General features: G+C 64.0%; 18 protein-coding genes. 10 read left to right on the top strand and 8 right to left on the bottom strand.

Annotated elements, in window-relative coordinates:
• Positions 1–77: 77 nt before the first annotated feature.
• Positions 78–2,954, top strand: coding sequence for an EAL domain-containing protein (locus SO139_RS15265; RefSeq protein WP_449376975.1), 2,877 nt, complete (start codon positions 78–80; stop codon positions 2,952–2,954).
• A gap of 99 nt (positions 2,955–3,053) precedes the next feature.
• On the opposite strand, the gene SO139_RS15260 is transcribed toward SO139_RS15265, so the two are convergent.
• Positions 3,054–3,317 (bottom strand): DUF7662 domain-containing protein, encoded by a 264-nt coding sequence (locus tag SO139_RS15260; RefSeq protein ID WP_449376976.1) that lies wholly within the window; start codon positions 3,315–3,317, stop codon positions 3,054–3,056.
• A 146-nt stretch (positions 3,318–3,463) separates the two neighbouring features.
• Here SO139_RS15260 and SO139_RS15255 point away from each other — a divergent pair, with 146 nt between their 5' ends.
• Positions 3,464–4,963: a diguanylate cyclase gene (locus SO139_RS15255; RefSeq protein WP_449376977.1), complete on the top strand. Its 1,500-nt coding sequence runs from the start codon at positions 3,464–3,466 to the stop codon at positions 4,961–4,963.
• Positions 4,964–5,112: 149 nt separating this feature from the next.
• Here the strand turns inward: SO139_RS15255 and SO139_RS15250 are convergent, their stop codons facing one another.
• Entirely contained in the window at positions 5,113–5,988 is an 876-nt protein-coding gene (locus tag SO139_RS15250) for a UTP--glucose-1-phosphate uridylyltransferase (RefSeq protein ID WP_449376978.1), read from the bottom strand.
• Positions 5,989–6,222: 234 nt separating this feature from the next.
• Between SO139_RS15250 and SO139_RS15245 the strand changes: the two genes are divergently transcribed.
• Complete coding sequence (locus tag SO139_RS15245) at positions 6,223–7,578, top strand: lytic murein transglycosylase (RefSeq protein WP_449377021.1); 1,356 nt, start codon at positions 6,223–6,225, stop codon at positions 7,576–7,578.
• A gap of 160 nt (positions 7,579–7,738) precedes the next feature.
• Complete coding sequence (locus SO139_RS15240) at positions 7,739–9,448, top strand: SGNH/GDSL hydrolase family protein (protein WP_449376979.1); 1,710 nt, start codon at positions 7,739–7,741, stop codon at positions 9,446–9,448.
• Positions 9,449–9,466: 18 nt separating this feature from the next.
• On the opposite strand, the gene SO139_RS15235 is transcribed toward SO139_RS15240, so the two are convergent.
• On the bottom strand, positions 9,467–9,841 hold the full coding sequence (locus tag SO139_RS15235; protein WP_449376980.1) for a CsbD family protein: 375 nt from the start codon (positions 9,839–9,841) through the stop codon (positions 9,467–9,469).
• Positions 9,842–9,905: 64 nt separating this feature from the next.
• Positions 9,906–10,640, bottom strand: coding sequence for an SDR family NAD(P)-dependent oxidoreductase (locus SO139_RS15230; RefSeq protein WP_449376981.1), 735 nt, complete (start codon positions 10,638–10,640; stop codon positions 9,906–9,908).
• A gap of 100 nt (positions 10,641–10,740) precedes the next feature.
• Between SO139_RS15230 and SO139_RS15225 the strand changes: the two genes are divergently transcribed.
• The 3 genes from SO139_RS15225 (at position 10,741) to SO139_RS15215 (ending at position 14,167) form a co-directional block, all read left to right on the top strand.
• Positions 10,741–11,520 (top strand): SDR family NAD(P)-dependent oxidoreductase, encoded by a 780-nt coding sequence (locus SO139_RS15225; RefSeq protein WP_449376982.1) that lies wholly within the window; start codon positions 10,741–10,743, stop codon positions 11,518–11,520.
• A gap of 107 nt (positions 11,521–11,627) precedes the next feature.
• Positions 11,628–12,512, top strand: a complete 885-nt coding sequence (locus SO139_RS15220; protein ID WP_449376983.1) for a TauD/TfdA dioxygenase family protein — start codon at positions 11,628–11,630, stop codon at positions 12,510–12,512.
• Positions 12,513–13,099: 587 nt separating this feature from the next.
• Positions 13,100–14,167 carry a lysozyme family protein gene (locus SO139_RS15215; protein WP_449376984.1) on the top strand — a complete coding sequence of 356 codons (1,068 nt, stop codon included), beginning with the start codon at positions 13,100–13,102 and terminating at the stop codon, positions 14,165–14,167.
• 220 nt (positions 14,168–14,387) lie between these two features.
• Here SO139_RS15215 and SO139_RS15210 read toward each other — a convergent pair whose 3' ends face one another.
• Positions 14,388–15,032 (bottom strand): YqgE/AlgH family protein, encoded by a 645-nt coding sequence (locus SO139_RS15210; RefSeq protein WP_474799086.1) that lies wholly within the window; start codon positions 15,030–15,032, stop codon positions 14,388–14,390.
• A 207-nt stretch (positions 15,033–15,239) separates the two neighbouring features.
• Here SO139_RS15210 and SO139_RS15205 point away from each other — a divergent pair, with 207 nt between their 5' ends.
• The 3 genes from SO139_RS15205 (at position 15,240) to SO139_RS15195 (ending at position 18,726) form a co-directional block, all read left to right on the top strand.
• On the top strand, positions 15,240–16,079 hold the full coding sequence (locus SO139_RS15205; RefSeq protein WP_449376986.1) for a protein-disulfide reductase DsbD domain-containing protein: 840 nt from the start codon (positions 15,240–15,242) through the stop codon (positions 16,077–16,079).
• A 210-nt stretch (positions 16,080–16,289) separates the two neighbouring features.
• The gene (locus SO139_RS15200; protein ID WP_449376987.1) at positions 16,290–17,666 is read left to right on the top strand and encodes a flippase; all 1,377 of its coding nucleotides are present in this window, start codon (positions 16,290–16,292) and stop codon (positions 17,664–17,666) included.
• A gap of 235 nt (positions 17,667–17,901) precedes the next feature.
• Positions 17,902–18,726: a sulfite exporter TauE/SafE family protein gene (locus SO139_RS15195; protein WP_449376988.1), complete on the top strand. Its 825-nt coding sequence runs from the start codon at positions 17,902–17,904 to the stop codon at positions 18,724–18,726.
• Between the two features lie 256 nt (positions 18,727–18,982).
• Here SO139_RS15195 and SO139_RS15190 read toward each other — a convergent pair whose 3' ends face one another.
• From SO139_RS15190 to SO139_RS15180, 3 genes are all read right to left on the bottom strand, one after another.
• Positions 18,983–19,771 (bottom strand): 3-hydroxybutyrate dehydrogenase, encoded by a 789-nt coding sequence (locus SO139_RS15190; protein WP_449376989.1) that lies wholly within the window; start codon positions 19,769–19,771, stop codon positions 18,983–18,985.
• Complete coding sequence (locus SO139_RS15185; protein WP_449376990.1) at positions 19,764–20,954, bottom strand: DUF3734 domain-containing protein; 1,191 nt, start codon at positions 20,952–20,954, stop codon at positions 19,764–19,766. The genes SO139_RS15190 and SO139_RS15185 overlap by 8 nt, the downstream gene beginning before the upstream one ends.
• A 79-nt stretch (positions 20,955–21,033) precedes the next feature.
• Complete coding sequence (locus SO139_RS15180; protein ID WP_449376991.1) at positions 21,034–21,537, bottom strand: CAP domain-containing protein; 504 nt, start codon at positions 21,535–21,537, stop codon at positions 21,034–21,036.
• Between the last annotated feature and the right edge of the window lie 102 nt (positions 21,538–21,639).

Genomic DNA, 21,639 nt, shown 5'->3' with positions numbered 1-21,639 from the left:
GAAGCGCCGAACCATCTCGTTACGTTCGGAAATGCGGTTAGCACTGAAGAGTTTGCGTCGAACGCGGAGAACTGACCTTGCGTCTGATCAGGTGCCTCGCGCCCATAGCGCTGGGCCTCATGATTCTTGTCGCCGCGTCGCCTGCACGCGCGCTTGATGCCGTCAGCGTCCGCAGCGACGCGCCCGCGATCGACCTCACCGCCGTACTCGAGCACCAGCGCAGTGACGCTGACCGAATCCAGGTGTCCACCGCACCCGGCACCGACGGCATCGTCCGCCGCATCGAGGTGCGCGCGCGCGAGGGCGGCCAGAACTGGGTGGTGTTCGCGCTCGCCAACAACACCGACGACCAGCTCGATCGCCTGATCGTCGCGCCGCATTACCGCATCGTCTCGTCGGGCCTGCTGTGGCCGGACCTCGGACTGTCGCGCATCGCGACCATCACGCCCTCGATCGGTGACCGGCCCGAGCGCCAGGAGAGCGCGACCGCAGACGTCTTCCGCATCACGCTCGACCCCGGCTCCGTCGTCACCTTCGTCGCGGAGCTGCGCACCGACAAGCTTCCTCAGCTCTATCTGTGGGAGCCGGAAGCCTACAAGGACAAGGTCAACTCGTTCACGCTCTACCAGGGCATCGTGATCGGCATCTCGGGCCTGCTTGCGCTCGTGCTCACCATCCTGTTCGTGGTGAAGGGCAGCATCATGTTCCCGGCCGCCGCGGCGCTCGCCTGGGCAGTGCTTGTCTATATCGGCGTCGATTTCGGCTTCTGGGGCAAGGTGCTCGACATGTCGAACAACGCCGAGCGCATCTGGCGCGCGGCGGGCGAAGCGATTTTGGCCGCGACGCTGCTGGTGTTCCTGTTCGCCTATCTCAACCTCAGCCGCTGGCATGTGCGCTATTCGCACATCACCGTGGGCTGGCTCGCGTTCCTGGGCTCGCTCGTCGCGCTCGCGCTGTTCGATCCAGCGGTCGCCTCCGGGATCGCGCGCATGTCCCTGGTGCTGATCGCCTTCGCCGGCTTTGCGCTGATCGTCTATCTCTCGACCCATGGCTTTGACCGCGCGGTGTTGTTGATCCCGACCTGGTTCCTGCTCGTGATCTGGGTGGTCGCGGCCGGCATGACGGTCGCGGGCTCCGTGACCAACGACATCGTCGGACCCGCGCTGCTCGGCGGCCTGGTGCTGATCGTGATGCTGATCGGCTTCACGGTCATGCAACACGCCTTCGCCGGCGGCGGCGCCACCACCGGCGTCGTATCCGACATCGAGCGGCGGGCGCTCGCGCTGGCCGGCTCCGGCGATCTGATCTGGGACTGGGACGTTTCCGCCGACAAGGTGTTCACCAGCCCCGAGACCGAGGCGCTGCTCGGCCTGAAACGCGGCACGCTGGAAGGGCCGGCTGCGACCTGGCTGGAGGTGCTGCATCCGCTCGACCAGGATCGCTTCCGTGCCGCGCTCGACAGCGTGCTCGACCAGCGCCGCGGCCGCCTGGTGCAGGATTTCCGCTTGCGCACTCCGGACGGCCATTTCATGTGGTTCGCACTGAAGGCACGTCCCGTGGTCGGCTCCGACGGCGAGGTCTCGCGCGTCGTCGGCACGCTCACCGATGTGACCGAGCTGCGCAATGCCGAGGAACGCCTGCTGCACGATTCCGTGCACGACAATCTGACCGGCCTGCCCAACCGCAAGCTGTTCATGGACCGCCTCGGCGCGGTCGCCAATTTCGCCAAGACCATGCCGACGCTGCGGCCGACGCTGATGGTCATCGATCTCGACCGTTTCAAGCAGGTCAACGATTCCGTCGGCATCGCGGTCGGCGATTCCATCCTGCTCACGCTCGCCCGCCGCCTCACCCGCATCCTGAAGCCGCAGGATACGCTGGCGCGGCTCGCCGGCGACCAGTTCGGCCTGATCCTGCTGTCCGAGCAGGACCCGGCCCGCATCACCGCCTTTGCCGAGACCATCCGCAAGACCATCCGCGCGCCAATCGCCTTCAACGACCGCGAGATCTTCCTCACCGCCTCGATTGGCCTCGCGCTCTCTGATCCGCAAGTCCAGCTTACGGACGAGATCATCAAGGACGCCGAGCTTGCGATGTATCATTCCAAGCGGATCGGCGGCGATCGCATCGACGTCTACAAGCCGGCGATGCGCGCGCGAAAAACCGACCGCCTGACGCTGGAAAGCGAGCTCCGCCGGGCCATCGAGCGGCAGGAGTTGACGATCCTCTACCAGCCGATCGTGCGGCTGGAAGATCGCTCGATCGCCGGCTTCGAGGCGCTGTCGCGCTGGGATCATCCAAAACTGGGACGGATGTCGCCCTCGGAATTCATCACGATTGCCGAAGAGACCGGCCTCATCGTCGACCTCGGCCTCTTCGTGCTCGACCAGACCGCAAAGCAGCTCTCGGTCTGGCAGCGCGCAATGCGCTCACGCGAGCCGATCTTCGCATCCGTCAACGTCTCCTCGCGGCAATTGCTCCGCCACGACCTCATCCACGACATCCGCACCGTGCTGTCGCGCTCCTCGGTCGCGCGCGGCACGCTGAAACTGGAATTGACGGAATCGCTGGTGATGGAGAATCCGGAGCACGCAGCCCAGATGCTGACTCGGATCCGCGAGCTCGGCACCGGGCTTTCGCTCGACGATTTCGGCACCGGCCATTCCTCGCTCGCCTATCTCCAGCGCTTTCCGTTCGACACCATCAAGATCGACCAGTCCTTCGTGCGCACCACGAGCCGCGGCACCCGCCCCGTGATCCTGAAGTCGATCATCGCACTGGCGCACGATCTCGGCATGGACGTGGTGGCGGAAGGCGCGGAGACCGACTCGGACGCTGTCGAGCTCTACCAGCTCGGCTGCGAATACGCGCAGGGCTTCGCCTTCGGCGAGCCGATGGACGCCGACGCCGCGATGCGGCTGCTTACGGAAGTGCGGCTGGAAGCAGCGAGCTGATCTCGCCGCGTGTCCGGTATCGTATCGTGGGCAAAGGCGCACTTGCGCCGTGCCCACCCTACGATACTGTTGGATGGGGAGAGACCGCCGATCGTCGCGCTACCTCCGCCGGTCGTTCTTCCGCTTCGTAAACCGCACGCTCGCACCATCAGGCATCCGTGTCGCCACGAAGCCCGCGGCGAGGCAGGCTTCGCGCTGCGGCATCTGGATGTCGGGGCTGCGCAGACTGTCCCACCATGAGGCGCGCTGCGCCGCACGCGGCAGGGCTGCGCCGATGATCTCCTCGATCTGGTCAAAGCTCAGCACGAGCTCCATCTGCTTCTGCCGCTTCAGGTAATCGCGCAACGCGTCGTAGTCGTTCACCGTCGTCCTCGATCGTTCGTCGGGGGCCCGCCCTTGCCGAAAAGCGTTAGCCCCGGAAACCGTTTCTTAACTGATTGCGGCACCGGCGTCTCAGTTTAAAGACTACTCAAGATTTCAGGTGCATCCACTAGTGTCGGGAGCAAGTGATGCTGGCTGGATGGCGCGAAGGCACGGCCCGGCGGCCGTGGCGAATCTCGGCGAAGTTGCTGATCATCTCGTCGGTCGTGACGGTGATCGGCTTTTCCGCCATTTGCGTCAACGTGATGTTGGACATGCGCCGTGGCGAGGAGGCGCTCGCCCGCCAGACCCTGGAAAACCTGACTACGACCATCGAAGCCGACATCAGCCGCAACATCGAGATCTACGACCTGTCGCTTAAGGCGGTGGCCAGCAACATGCTGCTGCCCGAAATCGGGACGGTCAGCAAATCGATCCGGCAGCTCATCCTGTTCGACCACGCCACAACCGCCAAGCATTTTGGCGCCATTCAGGTGTTCGACACCGACGGCAAGCTGACCATCGATGCATCCACGCTGGACCCGGTCCCGGAGAATCGCTCCGACGAGGAATATTTCCGGGTTCATCGCGACAACCCCAATGCAGGGCTGTTCATCAGCCGGCCGATGCTGTTTCGCGGCGCCTATGCCATCGTGCTGAGCCGGCGGGTCAGCGATCAGGACGGCGGCTTCATGGGCGTCGTCGCGGGCTCGATCCGCTTCAGCTACTTCCACGAGCTGTTCGAGCGGCTGAGCCTCGATCCGCAGGACACCATCACCGTGCTCAAGCGCGACCGCACCATTATGATGCGGCGGCCATTCGATCTCGACGTGATCGGCAGAAATCTGGCCGACCGGCAGAACTGGAAGGCGGACAATCTGAAGGAAGGCGGTTCTTTTGCGGGACAGGGCCCGGTGGATACGACGCCGCGCCTCTATGTCCGCAGCGGCAGTACCACCACCCCCCTGTTCGTCGTCGCCGGCAAGCCGCTCAGCGCCGTGTTCGAGCTCTGGCAGAAGGAAGCCTTGCGCATCGGCGCCGTGGTGTTGGTGCTCGCATTGTTCGTGCTGGGCTCGACGGCGGTGCTGGCGCGCGAGATCGGCCGACGCGCCAAGGCGGAAAACAAGCTCGAGGAGATGGCAACCACCGACGCGCTCACGGGCCTGCGAAACCGTCGCAAGTTCGATTCCGTGATCGACGTCGAATGGCGGCGCGCCATGCGGCAGAAGACGCCGGTCGCCCTCTTGATGATCGACGCCGATCACTTCAAGGCTTACAACGACACATTCGGCCACCAGGCCGGCGACCAGGTGCTGGTCGGCATCGCCATCTGCATCTCCGATTCCGTTCGCCGCGCCGGCGATTGCCCCGCGCGCTATGGTGGCGAGGAATTTGCCGTGCTGCTGCCGGGCACCTCGGAAGCGGACGCGTTCAAGATCGCCGAGACGATCCGCTGCAAGGTGCAGGGCTGGTCCGACGACCAGGCGAGCACGACGGTCTCCTGCGGCATCGCCAGCCTCGTCCCCACGGCCGGCATGGACTGGTCCATCCTGGTGACCGCCGCGGATAAAGCGCTTTATGCCGCCAAAGCCGGCGGCCGCAACCAGTCCGTGGTCGCGAACATTCCGAAACTTTCGCTGGTGGCGTGAACACGCCACACCGTCATTGCGAGCGAAGCGAAGCAATCCAGGCTGTCGCCGCGGAGAGATTCTGGATTGCTTCGTCGCGGAGCCTGTCATCCGGCCCGCCAAGGCGGGACCGCGTGGCTCCTCGCAATGACACCCGAGGCGAGAGTTCGCTATCCGCCCAGATACTTCTTCATCTCCGCGAGCAGGCCGTCGCGCAGTTCGGGGCGCTTCAGGCCATAGGCGATGTTGGCGCGCAGGAAGCCGGCCTTGGAGCCGCAATCATGGCGCTCGCCTTCGAACTCGACGCCGTAGAACTTCTGCGATTTGGCGAGTCCGATCATGGCGTCCGTGAGCTGGATCTCGCCGCCGGCGCCACGCTCCTGGGTCTCCAGGATCTTGAAGATCTCGGGCTGCAGAATGTAGCGGCCGGTGATCGACAGGTTGGAGGGCGCGGTGCCTTTCGGCGGCTTCTCCACCATGCCATCGACCTCGAAGATCTTGCCGCTGCGTTTTCCCACGCCGCAGATGCCGTATTGATGCGTGAGATGGTCCGGCACGGCCTCGACAGCGAGCACGTTGGACTTCTCGCCAAGCTGGCTTGCGGCCTCGATCATCTGCTTCAGGCACCCCGGCGTATTGAGCACGAGCTCGTCGGGCAGTACGACGGCAAACGGTTCGTTGCCGACGATGTCGCGCGCACACCAGACCGCGTGGCCGAGGCCGAGCGGTGCCTGCTGGCGGGTGAAGCTGACCGCGCCGGCCTCCGGCTGGTTTTGCGCGAGGACTTCCTGCTCGACCCTCTTGCCGCGCGCGGCGAGCGTCGAGTCGAGCTCGAACATGCGGTCGAAGTGGTCTTCGATGACGTTCTTGTTGCGCCCGGTGACGAAGACGAAATGCTCGATGCCGGCCTCTCTCGCTTCGTCATAGACGTACTGGATCAGCGGCTTGTCGACGATGGTGAGCATTTCCTTGGGCATCGCCTTGGTGGCGGGCAGCACGCGGGTGCCGAGGCCGGCGACGGGGAATACGGCTTTGCGGATTTTCATGGGATTGATCGAATACCTTGGGACGTGCGGACGGAGAGCAATGACATCTTGCTAGCCGGTTTGCAGCCGGTAACAAAGGCGGATGTTGGGCCCCTGCCCCGGGATTCAAAGGAAAAGGCCATCTACAAAATTTCACTTTCGTTAAGGTGTTGGCAACCGTAACAACGGCCTCCTGCAGCCGGATTTTGGCCGCACAGCTGGGACATGAGGCGATCGATGGCAGGACTTGCAGGAATGACCGGCGCAACCCTGATTGCGGCCGCCCTGCTGTTCCCGCTTCAAGCGCGCGCGCAGGGATCAAATGGCTTGTCGAACCTGTTCGGCGGCATCTTCTCCGGCTCCAACCCGTCGCCGGCGCAACCTGCACCCGGTCCGGGCGGCGCGCAGGCCGGAAGTCAATCTTGGAGCGGCGAGGACGGCGCTTCCGGCCACCCCCTGATGACCGCAGCCGCGATCCGGGAGGCCGCCGCGAATTTTGACAATTGCGTTGCATCGATGTGGCCTGATGCCGCACGCCGCAACATCACGCAGGAGAATTTTCAGCAGTTCACCGCCGGGCTCACACCCGACCTGCGCATCATGGATCTCCTGGACTCGCAGCCGGAGTTCACCAAATCGATCTGGGACTATCTCGACATCCTCGTGAACGACAACCGCCTCGCCAAGGGCAAGGAGATCCTCGCCAAGTACAAGGCGCAGTTCGACGCCACGGAGAAAGCTTATGGCGTCGACCGCTACATCATCGCGGCGATCTGGGGCATCGAATCCAACTACTCGACCCAGATGGGCGACCGAAGCGTGCTGCAATCCACCGCGACGCTGGCCTGCATCGGCCGCCGCCAGGCCTATTTTAGGGATGAGTTCCTCTCCGCGCTGGAAATCCTCAACCGTGGCGATCTGCGGCCCGAACAAATGCGCGGCTCCTGGGCCGGCGCGTTCGGCCCCACGCAGTTCATGCCGACCGCGTTCAAGCGCTTTGCCGTGGACGGCGACGGGGACGGCCGGCGCGACGTCGTCGACAATCCTTCAGACCTGATCGCGTCCACCGCCAACAATCTGAAGAAGGACGGCTGGCAGAGCGGCGCTAGCTGGGGCTACGAGGTGATGGTGCCCGACGGCTTCAACTACATGCTGGCCGACCGCGCCAAGGCGATGACGATCGCGCAATGGGAGAAGCTTGGCATCACGCGCGCGACCAGCCAGCCCTTCCCGCACCCGGCCGACAAGGCCTACCTGCTCGCACCGGCCGGCGCCCAAGGGCCGCGCTTCCTGATGCTGCAGAATTTCCGCGTGATCATGAAGTACAACCCGGCCGAGGCCTACGCGCTGGCGATCGGCCATTTCGCTGACCGGCTGCGGGGTGGCCAGCCCTTCGTGCAGCCCTGGCCGCGGCAGGAGCGGGAGCTGTCCCGCGCCGAGCGGTTGGAATTGCAGCAGCTCCTGGTCCAGCGCGGCTTCTACAAGGGCACGCCCGACGGCCAGTTCGGCGGCCAGACCCGCGACGCCTTGCGCAACTTCCAGGCCTCGATCGGGGCGCCCGCGGACGGATTTGCCTCTTCCGACATGCTGGAACGGCTGCGCGGACGGTAAATCCGTCCCGAAAGTAACCCTGAACACGAAATCCGGCCTCCGGCCTTGACGAGGGCGGCAGTTCCCCGGTGTATGGCGCAATCAAATCTGCCCGTTTGCGGCCCGATTCCGCTATTATATCGGGCCTATTCCGAAACCGTGGCACGTGCCTCAGAACTGCATGTCGAAGCCGAAATCATTTTTCAAGGCGCTGACCGAGACCGGCCCGTTGATCGCGCTGGGGACGGCGCTTGCGATCATGGTGTCGATTGCGGGCCCTGCGTCGGCGCAGTTCTTCAACTTCCCCGGCTTCGGCGGTCCGCCGCAGCGGTCTGCGCCACCGCGCAGTGGTGGTGGCTGGTTCGGCGGCGACTTCTTCGCACCATTCCAGCAGCCTCAGCAGCAGCAGGCCCCGCGCCAGGATTTTTCGCGTGCGCCCGCGCCTGCCAAGCGCGACACGACTCCCGAGAAGAACGTTCTCGTGATCGGCGACGCCATGGCCGACTGGCTCGCCTATGGCCTTGAGGACGCCTACACCGAGCAGCCTGACATGGGTGTGATCCGCAAGCACAAGACCACGTCCGGCCTGATCAAGTACCAGCCGAAGGGTGAGCCCTCGGACTGGGCTACCGCGGCCAAGGGCATTCTCGAGACTGAGAAGCCCGACGTCATCGTCGTCATGCTCGGCCTGAACGACCGCCTGGCAATCCGCGAGCCCGCCGCGGACAAATCCGACAAGCCTGCCGACAAGAAGAACGACAAGGGCGCGCGCGCCAAGCCGCAAGGCAAACCTGCGGACGGCAAGACGGACACCAAGCCCGGCCCGGATGCTGCCGCCAAACCCGACGACAAGCCGGCAGACCCCGACCTGCCGCAGGACGACGCCGACAATGCCGATGCACCGCAGACCGCCGCGCCGGAAAAAACCGCGCGCTCGCCGAACGGGCTCTATGAATTCCGCGACGACCGCTGGGTCGAGCTCTACGGCAAGAAGATCGAGGAGCTGATCGGCGTGCTCAAGGCCAAGGGCGTGCCGGTGCTCTGGGTCGGCCTACCCGCGATCCGCGGTCCGAAGGGCACCGCGGACATGCTGTTCCTGGATTCGCTCTATCGGGAAGGCGCAGCAAAGGCCGGTATCACTTATGTCGACGTCTGGGACGGCTTTGTCGACGAAGCGGGCCGCTTCCTCCAGAAGGGCCCGGACTTCGAAGGCCAGATCCGTCAGCTCCGCACCTCTGATGGCGTCTATTTCACCAAGGCCGGCGCACGCAAGCTCGCACACTATGTCGAGCGTGAGATTACGCGTCTGCTGGCTGGGCGCTCAGGCCCGATCGCATTGCCGAGCGAGCCGGCAACGCCGGATACCAGCGCCGAGCCCGGCAAGCCCGCGCCGCGACCGCTTGCGGGGCCGATCGTGCCGCTCGTTGCGGCCTCGATTTCCACCGATCAGTTGCTGGGCGGACCGGGATCGCGTCCGGCGGCCGTCGATGCACTCGCGGCCAAGACGCTGGTGAAGGGCGAGCCACTGACACCGCCGGCAGGCCGCGCCGACGACTATGCCTGGCCACGGCGCGAGGTCGGCCGCGAGCAGGCCAAGGGTGATACGCCGGTCGCAGCGACGACGCCTGAGGGCGGCGCCACTAATCCAAGTGCGGGCACCGCGCCGAATGCTGCTGCCGCGATTGCGCCGCCAAAGCCCGCGCCGAAGAAGCCGCCGGTCCAGCAACCGGCGCAGGCAACGCCATCGCTGCGCGATTTCTTCAGCTTCGGCTCGCCATCGCCGCCGCGTCAACTGGCGCCGCAGCCGCCGCGCAATCCAAATCCGGCGATCCCGCGTCCGCCGGGCAACGTTGGGCGATCGGCGGAATTCTGGGGTAATCCGCCGCGATAGATAGTCGTCTCGAGTAGGCTAGCTGTAGTAGCGCCAGCGGGGCGGCGGGCGGCGGGCTGGCCGCGACATCAACAGCGCGAGCGCAAAGCCGATGCCGCCGGCGATCAGCAGCGCGCCGAGCGGGTTGTCCTGCACTCTCTTTGCAAGTGCCTGCGTACCGTCGCGGAATGTATCCTGGCCAGCTTCATACGCATCCTTCGCGTAGCCGGCAGCGGTATCCGTAGCATCGCGCGCGGCATCCTTCGCCTGGCCGTACAGGTTCTGCACGGTGCCGGCCGCTTCGCGCGCCTTGGCCGAGGCCTGCGTCTTCGCGTCTCCCGTCATCTCACCGACCGCACCTTCGACGCGTCCGGCAAACTCCTTGGCTGATCCGGCAATCCGATCGTTGTCCATGGTGGTCCTCCTCGAGGGTCAGCCGAAGTAACCGATCAGCCGCAGCGCAGTTCCGCATCGTCGCTTAGAGAATGAGCCCGCCGTCGACGACGATGGTCTGACCAATGATGTAGGACGACAACGGCGAAGCCAGGAACAAGGCCGCACCGGCCATATCAGCCGGCGTGCCCAATCGCCGCAGCGGAATGCGTGACAGCGCTCCCTCGAGCCGCTGGGGATTGGAGGTCGTGACTTTGGTCATCTTGGTATCGACGAGCCCCGGCGCGATGCCGTTGACGCGGATGCCGTCCTCAGCCCAGGCTTCGCCCAGCGTCCGCGTCAATCCGACCGCACCGGTCTTCGAGGCATTGTAGGCCGGATTGCCCATGGTGGAGTGATAGGCGGCGGTCGACGAGACGATGATCAGCGACCCCTGCGCATCCCGCAACATGGGATGAAAGCGCGTGGCACAGGCCATCAGGCTCATGAGGTTGACTTCGACCACCCTGCGGAAACCGGCCATCTCGAATTCGCCGCGGTGATAGATCACTGCACCCTGTGCCAGCACCAGCACGTCGAGACGTTCGAACGACGGCTTGAACGCTTCGATCGCCCTGGCATCGCTGACATCGAGCTGGGCGTAAACAAGGCCCGTGAGATCCGATCCCTCCTCCGCCGAATAGTCCTTCGCATGGGCGCGCGTGCCGTAGACCGCAACTTGCGCGCCCTTGCCACGAAAAGCCTGTGCGATGCCGTTACCGATGCCGCTGGAACCGCCGACGACCAGAACCTGCTTACTCGAGAAATCGAGCTCGTTCATCGCGGCCTCCCTTTGCTTTTGCTTTGTTTGACGTGTGTGCGGATCGATGCCAGCCTTGTCAATCACACAACAATAGACAAGCGGGCCTCGAGGAAACTGCATGCCAGAGTTCAAGCAGCTCAGCCGATCCGTCAGGGGATTGACCGTTCTCATTACGGGTGCGGCAAGCGGCACGGGACGCGCCACCGCACGCGTGTTCGCCGCGGAGGGCGCCAATGTCGCCGTGACCGACTACGATGCGGATGGCGCGCAAGCCGTCGCCAGGGAGATCACCGCCAGCGGCGGCTCCGCCGAGGCGTGGAAGCTCGATGTTGCCAACGCCAAGGAGATCAGCCGCGTGGTGGGCGACGTCGCCGCGCATTTCGGCGGGCTCGACATCGTCGTCAACAATGCCGGCATTTCCGTGCGCGTCGCGATCGACGACGAAGCTTACGAAGATGCCTGGGCCAAGGGCATTGCGGTGATGTTGACGGCGCATCCGCGCATCATCCGCGCGGCCCTGCCCTACCTGCGCAAATCGAAGAGCCCGCGCATCGTCAATATCGCGTCCACAGAGGCGCTCGGCGCAACCGCGCTGCACAGCCCCTATTCGGCCGCCAAGGGCGGCGTTGCGAGCCTGACGCGCTCGCTCGCCGTCGAGCTCGGCCGCGAGGGCATCACCGTGAACTGCATCTGTCCGGGGCCGATCCGCACCGCGATCACCGACCGGATTCCGGAAGATCACAAGACGATCTATGCCAAGCGCCGCACCGCACTTGGCCGCTATGGCGACCCCGAGGAGGTCGCGCACATGACCTTGAGCCTGTGCCTGCCGGCAGCCTCGTTCCTGACCGGCGCGGTGATTCCGATCGACGGCGGCCTGATGGCGCGGAACGCGTGAGAGCCATGCGCGCATAGCGTTGACAGCGGCAGGCGCGGGGATACCCTTTTCACGAACAGAGCGGGCAAACCGCTTGCAGGCCCCGGGAGAGCGCCAGGAGAATCGCAATGACGATCGCCATCCGGCAGCTTCAGAAGCATTTTGTCGGCGAGGTCTCGGGCCTCGATTTGCGCCAGCCGCTCACAAAGGATGAGGCGCGCCAAATCGAGGCTGCGATGGACAGATACGCGGTGCTGGTTTTTCACGACCAGGACATCACCGACGAGCAGCAGATGGCCTTCGCGCTGAATTTCGGCCAGCGCGAAGATGCGCGCGGCGGCACCGTCACCAAGGAAAAGGACTATCGCCTCCGCTCGGGACTGAACGATGTCAGCAATCTCGGCAAGGACGGCAAACCGCTGGCGAAGGACAGCCGCACGCATCTGTTCAATCTCGGCAATTGCCTCTGGCATTCCGACAGCTCGTTTCGCCCCATCCCCGCAAAATTTTCGCTGCTGTCGGCGCGCGTGGTGAACCCGAAGGGCGGCAACACTGAATTTGCCGACATGCGCGCGGCCTATGATGCGCTCGATGACGAAACCAAGACAGAGATCGAGGATCTGATCTGCGAGCATTCGCTGATGTATTCGCGTGGCTCGCTCGGCTTCACCGAATATAGTGACGAGGAGAAGACGATGTTCAGGCCGGTGTTGCAGCGCCTGGTGCGCACGCACCCGGTGCATCGCCGCAAGTCGCTGTATCTGTCCTCACATGCCGGCAAGATCGTCGGCATGAGCATGCCCGAGGGCCGGCTCTTGCTGCGCGATCTCAACGAGCACGCAACACAAGGAGAATTCGTCTACGTGCACCAATGGAAGCTGCATGATCTCGTGATGTGGGACAACCGTCAGACCATGCACCGCGTCCGCCGCTACGACCAGGCGCAGCCCCGCGACATGCGCCGCGCAACGGTGGCGGGCACCGAGCCGACGGTGCAGCAGGCGGCGGAGTAGGCCAAGCGCTGCGTCACCTGCGAAGGTGAACGCGACCATCAGTAGCCCTGAGGAAATCAGGCATGCGCGGTCACTCCCAAAATTAAAAGTCGAAAACAACCCCATGCAAAGTAGGACAGCCGCCGCCAGCAAGGATGTTTGGTGGAGCGGACGTTTGACACGTCGGGCAAGTCGGCAAAACAAATCCCTCATCGCGCCCAGTTGCTTTTGGGCCAAAGCAACCCTCAGGTTGCAGGCAAAGCCCGCCGAACAGTCGAAAATGACCCTGAGCAGGCTCAGATGACGCCGCTACAGCGAGCGCGCCGTCGCGACGATCGGCGCGTGGTGCGGTTACGGCTTGCACCTCAAGTGACATGGCGTTCGCTTAGACGGCAAACGGGCAAAAAAAAAATTCCAAGATAGGTCAGTATCGCTGTCCAGTGCGTCTTTACCGCAACAGCCGGTGAGAAAATCGAGCCGTCAAGCCTCACGCCTTCGTTGTGGCAAATCCAAAAGCTACGTCGATGCAGGATTGGGGCCCCCAGACTGAACACGGGGATCTGTGGTTGGGATTGAATGGGGAAACCGCGGCCGCGCGGTTGGCGACATTGAAGATTTGGCAAGTAAGCTGTATTGCCGGCGCACTGGGCGCAACTTCGCTTGCCGCGATTCATCAGATCGCGGCGACGCCCACGAGCGTCGCAACGCCGAATGCGAGAGTTGCCGATGCATTTGGCATCATCCCGCTGAACGTGACGACGCTGCTGACGAACGCCAGCGCGGAGTTGCCGGCTCCGGTCATCGAGGCGAAATTCGACACAAGATCATCGGCCAATGCGATTGTTGCGGCGGGGTTCGCAGACGCGGCGCCGGACTCGGTGATGCCGTCCGAAGTGACCAGTTCGCCGCCGCAAGGGCCAACGTTGCAGACCAGTGCGAGCCTCGATGCTACGCCGCCCACGAGCGAGTCAACGCCGCAGCTGGACCCGCCGCATGCTGCTTCTCCCAAGCCGGACGAAGGCGAGCTGCCGTATCTGAAGTACTACGTCTACTCGGAAGTTCCTCCGCCTGAGAAACCCGCGAAGATCGCCTTGGCGGCATTCGGCGACGTTCCGCTCGGAACGCCGGTCCAGGAGATCGAACGCGCGGCCAAAGCATTTGGAGTCGATGCCAATTTCATGAAGGCGGTTGCCAAAATCGAATCCGATTTTGATCCCAGGCAACGCACCGGCTCCTATATAGGTCTGTTCCAGCTGAGCAAGTCTGAGTTTAGGACTTACGGGTCGGGCGACATCCTCAATTCTCGCGACAATGCTGTGGCCGCCGCCTACAAGTTCATCACCGAGGCTGCGCTATTCGAAGCAACGACGCACGAGGAGCTGACGTTCGCCAATCTTTATCTGATCCACCAGCAGGGCTGGGAAGGAGCCGCCCAACACATCAGCCATCCGCAGCGGATTGCCTGGAAGTCGATGTGCGCGACTCGCGAGGGCATCGAGAAGGGCGAGAGATGGTGCAAGCGCGCCATCTGGGGCAACACGCTGCCGGCGGTCAAACGCGAATGGAAGTCGGTCGATCGCCTCACCTCGGGCGCGTTCGTGACGATGTGGCGGGATCGCGTCGAGACGCTCTATGCCCGCTACCCCGCGCCGACGCCGCGGCGGCGGGACGCTTGAGAGCTTTCGTTTGGTCGGGAACGTGTTCCGGCAATCTTCGAGTCCGATTTCCAGCGCCGGATTAGGTTTGCGTTTCGCTTTGAGACCACGCGGTTGCTCGCCCAGCGGCCCGATTGACCCAAGGATCGATCGCTGCCGCCTCCGAGACTAGAACCTAGCAGCCTGTCATCGGGTCGCCGAAGGCGAGACCCGGTGACGGGGCATGACCGCGCGGGTGTAACTACGCGTGCCCGGCCTCGTTCGAGAGCATGCCGGGATCGATGCCGATCTTGTGCAAGGCACGCGCGTACTTGTCCTCGACGTCGTCGCCGAAGATCAAATCCGCATCGGCATCGCAATGCAGCCAGCCATTGCTCTGGATCTCGGTCTCGAGCTGACCCGGCGCCCAGCCGGCATAGCCGAGCGCGAGGATGGCACGCTTTGGACCGGAGCCGTTGGCGATCGCGCGCAGGATGTCGACAGTCGCGGTGAGGCAGACGCCGTCATCGATCCGCAGCGTCGCGTTCTCGATGTAGAAGTCGCTGGAATGCAGCACGAAGCCGCGCCCCGTATCGACCGGGCCACCGCGCAATACCTTCATGCTCTCGGCGTTCTCCGGCAGTTTGATCTGCGCGCCTTTCTTGATGATACCGAGCTGCTCCAGCAACTCCGGAAAATCGATGCTGCCGGCGGGATGATTGACGATGATGCCCATCGCGCCCTCGGCCGAATGGGCGCAGAGATAGATCACCGAGCGCTCGAAGCGGGGGTCGCCCATGACCGGCATGGCGATCAGGAGCCGCCCGTCGAGATAGCCCGCCGAATTAGAGACGGTAGGGCCGATCGCCGGGGTGCTATCGCCAGTTCTCTTGCCTGCAGAACCCATCGGTGAAGCACTCCCTCTCGGTTCATATCCTGATGTCGGGCTTGTCCGCTGTCAAATCAAGGCTTGCGTGGACCGAAATCCCCGAGCCTAACTCCCAAGCCGAATTCCCAAGCCGAATTCCCAAGCCGAATTCCTAAGCCTGCTGCCGGTTCATCCATCACAAGCAATTCAATGGTTTGCCCCGGATCGACCCTGTAAAGACGTACCATGCTCACCATAGTTCCCAAGCACGCTGCGACCATCGTCGCCGCAACCTTGCTCGTGTCGGCGCAGCCCTCGAGCGTCCGCGCCGACGACGCCTCGCCCTGGCAGCGCGACGGCCATTCTGCCGTGCGCCTCTTGGCGGGATCGCGCAGCGGCCCGGTGCTGCTCGGCGGCATCGCATTCCAGCTTCAACACGGCTGGAAGACCTATTGGCGCACGCCCGGGGACTCCGGCGTTCCGCCGCGGTTCGACTTCTCCAAGTCCGAAAATGTCGAAGCTGTGACGGTGATGTGGCCAGCGCCGCTGAAATTCGACGACGGCGCCGGCGGCCATTCGATCGGCTATCACGACCAGATCGTGCTGCCGCTGCGCATCGTCGCCAAGGCACCGGACAAGCCCGTGACCCTGCGCGCGGAGATCAACTACGCGGTCTGCGAAAAGCTCTGTATCCCGGTTGAGGCCAGCGCCGAGCTCGGCTTCAACAGCGTCGCCTCGACCGAGGACGGCACGCTGTTCGCGGCGCTCGACAGCGTGCCGAAGCCCGCCAATATCGGCGATTCCGCTCCGCTAACCATCCGCGACGTCAAGCGCGAGGGCGCGACGAAGGTGCTGGTCGACGTGGCCACGCCCGATGGGCGCAACGTCAACCTGTTCGTGGAGGGGCCGACACCCGACTGGGCGCTACCGATCCCCTCGCCCGTCGAGCACAGCCCAGCAGGCGTCAAGCGCTTCGCCTTCGAGCTCGATGGCCTGCCGCCCGGCGCCAAGCCCGACGGCGCCGCGTTGAAGTTCACGCTGGTGGGGCCGGAGAAGTCGTACGAGTTCAATATCAATCTGGATTGAGCCAAGGTGTCCTTCCGGGGCGCGCGTAGCGCGAACCCGGAATCTCGCGCCACAAGCTCTAGATTCCGGGCCCGATGCGGCGCCTGTCATCGGGCCGCGCTTTGCGCGGACCCGTTGGCATCGCCCCGGAATGACTGATGGCACCGTTTCTTAACGAATGGTTGCTACGCCAACCCTGCCGCATCTTGCGGGGGCGCAGGGATCTTCGACGTGGCCGTGACGGACGCACAACCCGCAACGAGTGAGCCCGTCGGGTCCTTCGCACGTTTGCGTGCCAGATGGACCGGCGTGGGCGGCGCCACGAGCGAGGCGTCGCTGACGCGACGGCTCGCTGGTACCATCTTCCTCATCCGTGTGATCAGCGCAGGTCTTGCCTATTTCTCGCAGATCCTGCTGGCGCGCTGGATGGGCACGTCCGACTACGGCGTCTATGTCTACGTCTGGACCTGGGTGCTGCTGCTCGGCAGCATGATGGATTTCGGTATCTCGGCCTCCGCACAGAAAATCATTCCCGAATATCGCACCAGCGGCGCGCACGCGCTGCTGCGCGGCTTCCTCTCCGGTAGCCGCTGGCTGACCTTCGTGGTCTCGATCCTGGTCTCGCTTGTGCTGGCAGGCATCATCTTCCTGCTCTCGCCATGGATCGATCCGGCCGCACGGCTGCCGCTCTATATCGGCTGCATGACGCTGCCGGCCTTCGTCGTCGCCAACACCCAGGACGGTATCGCCCGCGCGCATGACTGGATGCAGCTCGGCCTGATGCCGCAATTCATCATTCGCCAGGCGCTGATCATCGGTATCACCGCGTCCGCCTTCCTGCTCGGCTTTCATCTCGGCGCTACCGCCGCGATGGTGGCAAGCGCGGGCGCGGTATGGATCGCGATGACCGGCCAGATGGTGGCGCTGAACCACAAGCTCGCGGACCATGTTGAGGACGGCCCCAAGGCATACGACGTCAGGGGCTGGCTAGCGATCTCGCTGCCGATCCTGCTGGTCGAGAGCTTTTATCTGCTGTTGTCCTACACCGATGTGCTGGTGCTTCAGCAATTCCGCCCCTCCGACGAGGTTGGCGTCTATTTCGCCGTGGTGAAGACGTTGGCGCTGGTGTCCTTCATCCACTACGCGATGTCGGCGACGACGGCGCATCGCTTTGCCGAATACAACGCGCTCGGCGACAAGAACCGTCTGTCGGCCTATGTCGCGCACGCCATCAACTGGACGTTCTGGCCCTCCCTCGCCGCGACCGCCGTGCTGCTGGCACTCGGCAAGCCGCTGCTCTGGCTGTTCGGACCGCAATTCGTGATCGGCTACGACATCATGTTCATCGCCGCGGTCGGGCTCGTGGTGCGCGCCGCGATCGGGCCGGTCGAGCGCCTCCTCAACATGCTCGGCCACCAGAAGATCTGTGCGCTCGCCTACGCGCTGGCCTTCGTGATGAACGTCATCCTCTGCATCGCACTGGTGCCGCACTTCGGCGGCCACGGCGCGGCGGCCGCAACGTCGATCTCGCTCAGCTTCGAGACCGTGCTGCTGTTCTGGATCGTCCGGCAGCGGCTCGGCCTGCATGTGCTGGCCTTCGGAAACTAACGCCGGTTGCTGGTCCGCGACCCGGCCAGCAAGAGGTCTGTGCAAAATGCTTCACCTGGATTGCCTCCCTCGAAACGTGCGTTTCGCGGAATGCTTGAGAATTGGACGAAATACCCCCTCGCCATCCACCCGCAGCATGTTTTTTCTTATTTGATCCAAGCAGTTGCAGTTCAGGGGAAGTTTATTCTACGTCGTATTGCCCTGTAGACGAGATAAACCTAGATTCCTCCCAGACATGATTGATCCGCTCTACGTCGCTTCGGGATTCGGCGTCGGCCTGCTTGTCGGGATGACCGGCGTTGGCGGTGGCTCGCTGATGACCCCGCTGCTGATCCTGTTGTTCGGCGTCCACCCATCGACCGCGGTCGGGACCGACCTGCTCTACGCCGCCGGCACCAAGACGGGCGGCAGCGTGGTGCATGGCTGGTCGCGCAGCGTGCATTGGCCCGCCGTGCTGCGGCTGGCCTGCGGCAGCATTCCGGCAAGTGCTCTGACGCTGTTCGTGCTGTGGAAGCTCGATCTCAAGAGCGACGCCGAGCGCGGCCTGGTCAATCTGGTGCTGTGCTTCGCGCTGCTGCTCACCGCAACCTCGCTGATCTTTCGCAAGGCGATCATGGAGCGCTATCGCAGGACGCTCGAAGGCGTCGACGACCGCACCACCGCGATCGCGACCGTGGTCACCGGTGCCGTGCTCGGCGTGCTGGTCTCGATCTCGTCGGTCGGCGCCGGCGCGGTCGGCGTGACCGTGCTGCTCCTGCTCTACCCGCGCCTGCCGATGGCGACCATCGTCGGCTCCGATATCGCCCACGCCGTGCCGCTCACGCTGGTGGCCGGCACCGGACACTGGGCGCTTGGTGACGTCGATTGGGCGCTGATGGGCGTGCTCCTGATGGGCTCCCTGCCCGGCATCGTGCTCGGCAGCTTCAGTGCCACGCGCGTGCCGGAGACGGTGCTGCGCCTGACCCTTGCCAGCGTCCTCTTCGTGGTCGCCGGCAAGATCATGTTTGCGGAGCTGAACCTGTCGTCCGCGATCGTCACCGCGCTGGCCTGGACTCATTGAACGCAGATCGGCCGCACAACTCACGCTGTCATCGACCAGCTTGCCGCCTCCGCTGAAGCTTCGGCGAGCCGAGTTTGCGAGCCTTGTTGGAGCCTTGGCGGAGACGGGACCGGGCGAAACCGCCCAGTACTCGGCTATGATTGAATCGACAGGCCGTGGCGTACTGGACGCCCCACCGGGGCCCGTCATCGGGCTCGCCGAAGGCGAACCCCGGTGGCGGGCCTGACCCCGGTGGCGGGCCTGACAGAGAGTGGATTTACTCCGCCGTCCAGCCGCCGTCGATCGAGAGATTGGTGCCGGTGATCTGCGCGGCATCATCGCTGCACAGGAACAGCGCCAGCGACGCCACCTGCTCGGACGTGACGAACTCTTTCGTCGGCTGCGCGTCGAGCAAAACGTCATGAATGACCTGCTCGCGCGTCAGATTGCGTGCCTTCATCGTGTCCGGGATCTGCTTCTCGACCAGCGGCGTCCAGACATAGCCTGGGCTGATGCAGTTGCAGGTGATCTTGTGGGTCGCAACCTCGAGCGCCACGGTCTTGGTGAGGCCGGCGATGCCGTGCTTGGCCGAGACGTAGGCCGACTTGAACGGCGAAGCGACCAGCGAATGCGCAGATGCCGTGTTGATGATACGGCCCCAGCCCTTCTTCTTCATGCCGGGCACCGCGGCGCGGATGGCATGGAAGGCCGAAGAGAGATTGATCGCGATGATCTGATCCCACTTCTCGACCGGGAACTCCTCGATCGGCGAGACGAACTGGATGCCGGCGTTGTTGACGAGAACGTCGACCGAGCCGAAGGTTTTCTCGCCGAGCGCGATCATCTGCGCGATCTCGGCGGGTTTGGTCATGTCGGCGGGCGAATAGATCGCCTTCACCTTGAAGTCGGCCTCGATCTTGGCGCGCTCCTTCTCGATATCCTCGGGCGAGCCGAAGCCGTTGATGACGACATTGGCGCCCGCCCCAGCGAAGGCACGCGCATATGCGAGCCCGATGCCGCTGGTCGATCCGGTCACGACGGCGTTCTTGCCTGACAGACTACCCATTTTCGTTCGCTCCTTTTGAGGCCGGGGGCGCGGTGACGTCCCCCGTGAGATCATAGGTCACCATGGTCTCGCCGGATTGCGGCTTTTCGAGCCAATCCTTGTGGCGCATCGACAGGTGCACGTCGCGCACGCCGGCTTCCCAATGCTCGACCATGGCGACATGCGAGAAGTCGTAATCCTTGGACGAGGATTCATAGTTCTTGCTGCGGTAGATCAGATGCACCACGGTCACGGTACTTTCGCGCGATGCCTTGGCGAGGAATTCGACGGAGGGATCGTTCTTCAGGTAATCCGGCAATTTGCTGATCAGGTCGCGCACGGCCCTGCGGGCATTGTGCAACTGCCTGTTCTTGTCGGTGTTCATGCGCGTACGGCTGGAAAAGCGGATGTCCTTCTCGCGCTCGGCCGCCTCGAGCAGCGAGTTCGGCAGCTCACCACGCGCGCTGAACAGGTCGACCTGGAAGATCAGGAGGTCGCGTTCGAGCTCCGCGTCGAGCACATAGTCGAGCGGCGTGTTCGAGGCGATGCCGCCGTCCCAGTAATGCTCGCCATCGATGACGACGGAGGGAAAGCCCGGCGGCAGCGCGCCCGACGCCATGATGTGCTCGGGCCCGATCTTCTTGCCGAGCCTCTTGAACTCGTAATTGTCGAAGTAGCGAAAATTGCCGGAGGTGACGCCGACCGCGCCGACCGACAGACGCGTCTTTAGATCGTTGATGCGGTCGAAATCGACCAGCCGTTCCAGCGTCTTCTTCAGGGGCGCGGTGTCGTAATAGCTCTCCGATTCCGGATGACCCGGTGGCCAGAGTGGCGCCGGCGGGACCCGAGGGACGAAGAAGCCGGGCACGCCGAAGGTCGCAATCAACGCGGCACTCGTGGAGTTGAACAGCTCGCGGCTGTGATCACTCTTGCCGATCGGCTTCCACGGCACCGGCGCCGACACCATCTCCCAGAATTCCTTCAGCCGCTTGATGCGGGTCTGGCCCTCATTGCCCGCAATGATGGCGGCGTTGACCGCGCCGATCGAGATGCCGGCAACCCATTCCGGCTCGAAGCCGAAATGGCACAGCGACTGATAGGCGCCCGCTTGATAGGAGCCGAGCGCACCACCGCCCTGGAGCACCAGGACACGCTGCGCATTGGCGGGGATTCTGTTCGATGCCGGGCCTTGATGATCGGTCATGAGAGGATCAATGGACTGAGGGCAGCCCACCGTGACCCCAGTTCACGGCGGCGTCAATGTTTTGGGGATCAAGACTGGCTTATCGGGGCTCGGTAGCCGCCATAATCATCGTCCAGAACACCTTGTATTTGGTGTTCGGAGCATAGCTCGCCGCTATACCCAATTTTGTGACACCGCTTTTGAGCATGTTGGCACGGTGTGGCGGCGAGTCGCGCCAGCCGGAAAATGCTTCCGCCAGCGTATGATAACCGGCCGAGATGTTCTCGACCGCGACGGTCGCCGGATAGCCGCCGGCGGCGAGCCGCTTGGCGAGCGGCGCACGGACGTCGTGGTCCATCTTGTTGGCGGTCGCCATCGCCTGGGACTGGGATTCGGCCAGTCGCATCAGGTCGGGATCGATGACGATGGTGCCGAGGCCGTTGTTCTGGCGGTACTGCGAGATCATCACGGCCGCGGCCTGCGCATCGAGCCGAGCGCCTGAGACGGCCATGTCGGCATACATCGACGGCTGTTCGACCGGCGCTTCGTTACCCGCGCAACCGGCGAGAAGCAAAGCGATGAGAATTGCGGCCGTAGCGCGCATGAATCGGGCCCCCAAGAAGACGGGCCGTTGTTGCATACCAACCGTGGCTGAAAGGTGAATTTTACGGAAAATGCTGCCGTCGTTCCGGGGCGATGTGAAGCG

The organism is Bradyrhizobium sp. UFLA05-89, from assembly GCF_059803475.1.
The sequence above is the reverse complement of the archived record's forward strand: the minus strand, read 5'-3'. Positions and strand labels throughout refer to the sequence as shown.

Coding starts and splice junctions, on each gene's coding strand:
- SO139_RS15255 (WP_449376977.1), top strand. CDS start 3,464: ATGCTGGCTGGATGGCGCGAAGGCACGGCCCGGCGGCCGTGGCGAATC.
- SO139_RS15250 (WP_449376978.1), bottom strand. CDS start 5,988: ATGAAAATCCGCAAAGCCGTATTCCCCGTCGCCGGCCTCGGCACCCGC.
- SO139_RS15245 (WP_449377021.1), top strand. CDS start 6,223: ATGACCGGCGCAACCCTGATTGCGGCCGCCCTGCTGTTCCCGCTTCAA.
- SO139_RS15240 (WP_449376979.1), top strand. CDS start 7,739: ATGTCGAAGCCGAAATCATTTTTCAAGGCGCTGACCGAGACCGGCCCG.
- SO139_RS15235 (WP_449376980.1), bottom strand. CDS start 9,841: ATGGACAACGATCGGATTGCCGGATCAGCCAAGGAGTTTGCCGGACGC.
- SO139_RS15230 (WP_449376981.1), bottom strand. CDS start 10,640: ATGAACGAGCTCGATTTCTCGAGTAAGCAGGTTCTGGTCGTCGGCGGT.
- SO139_RS15225 (WP_449376982.1), top strand. CDS start 10,741: ATGCCAGAGTTCAAGCAGCTCAGCCGATCCGTCAGGGGATTGACCGTT.
- SO139_RS15220 (WP_449376983.1), top strand. CDS start 11,628: ATGACGATCGCCATCCGGCAGCTTCAGAAGCATTTTGTCGGCGAGGTC.
- SO139_RS15210 (WP_474799086.1), bottom strand. CDS start 15,032: ATGGGTTCTGCAGGCAAGAGAACTGGCGATAGCACCCCGGCGATCGGC.
- SO139_RS15205 (WP_449376986.1), top strand. CDS start 15,240: ATGCTCACCATAGTTCCCAAGCACGCTGCGACCATCGTCGCCGCAACC.
- SO139_RS15195 (WP_449376988.1), top strand. CDS start 17,902: ATGATTGATCCGCTCTACGTCGCTTCGGGATTCGGCGTCGGCCTGCTT.
- SO139_RS15190 (WP_449376989.1), bottom strand. CDS start 19,771: ATGGGTAGTCTGTCAGGCAAGAACGCCGTCGTGACCGGATCGACCAGC.
- SO139_RS15185 (WP_449376990.1), bottom strand. CDS start 20,954: ATGACCGATCATCAAGGCCCGGCATCGAACAGAATCCCCGCCAATGCG.
- SO139_RS15180 (WP_449376991.1), bottom strand. CDS start 21,537: ATGCGCGCTACGGCCGCAATTCTCATCGCTTTGCTTCTCGCCGGTTGC.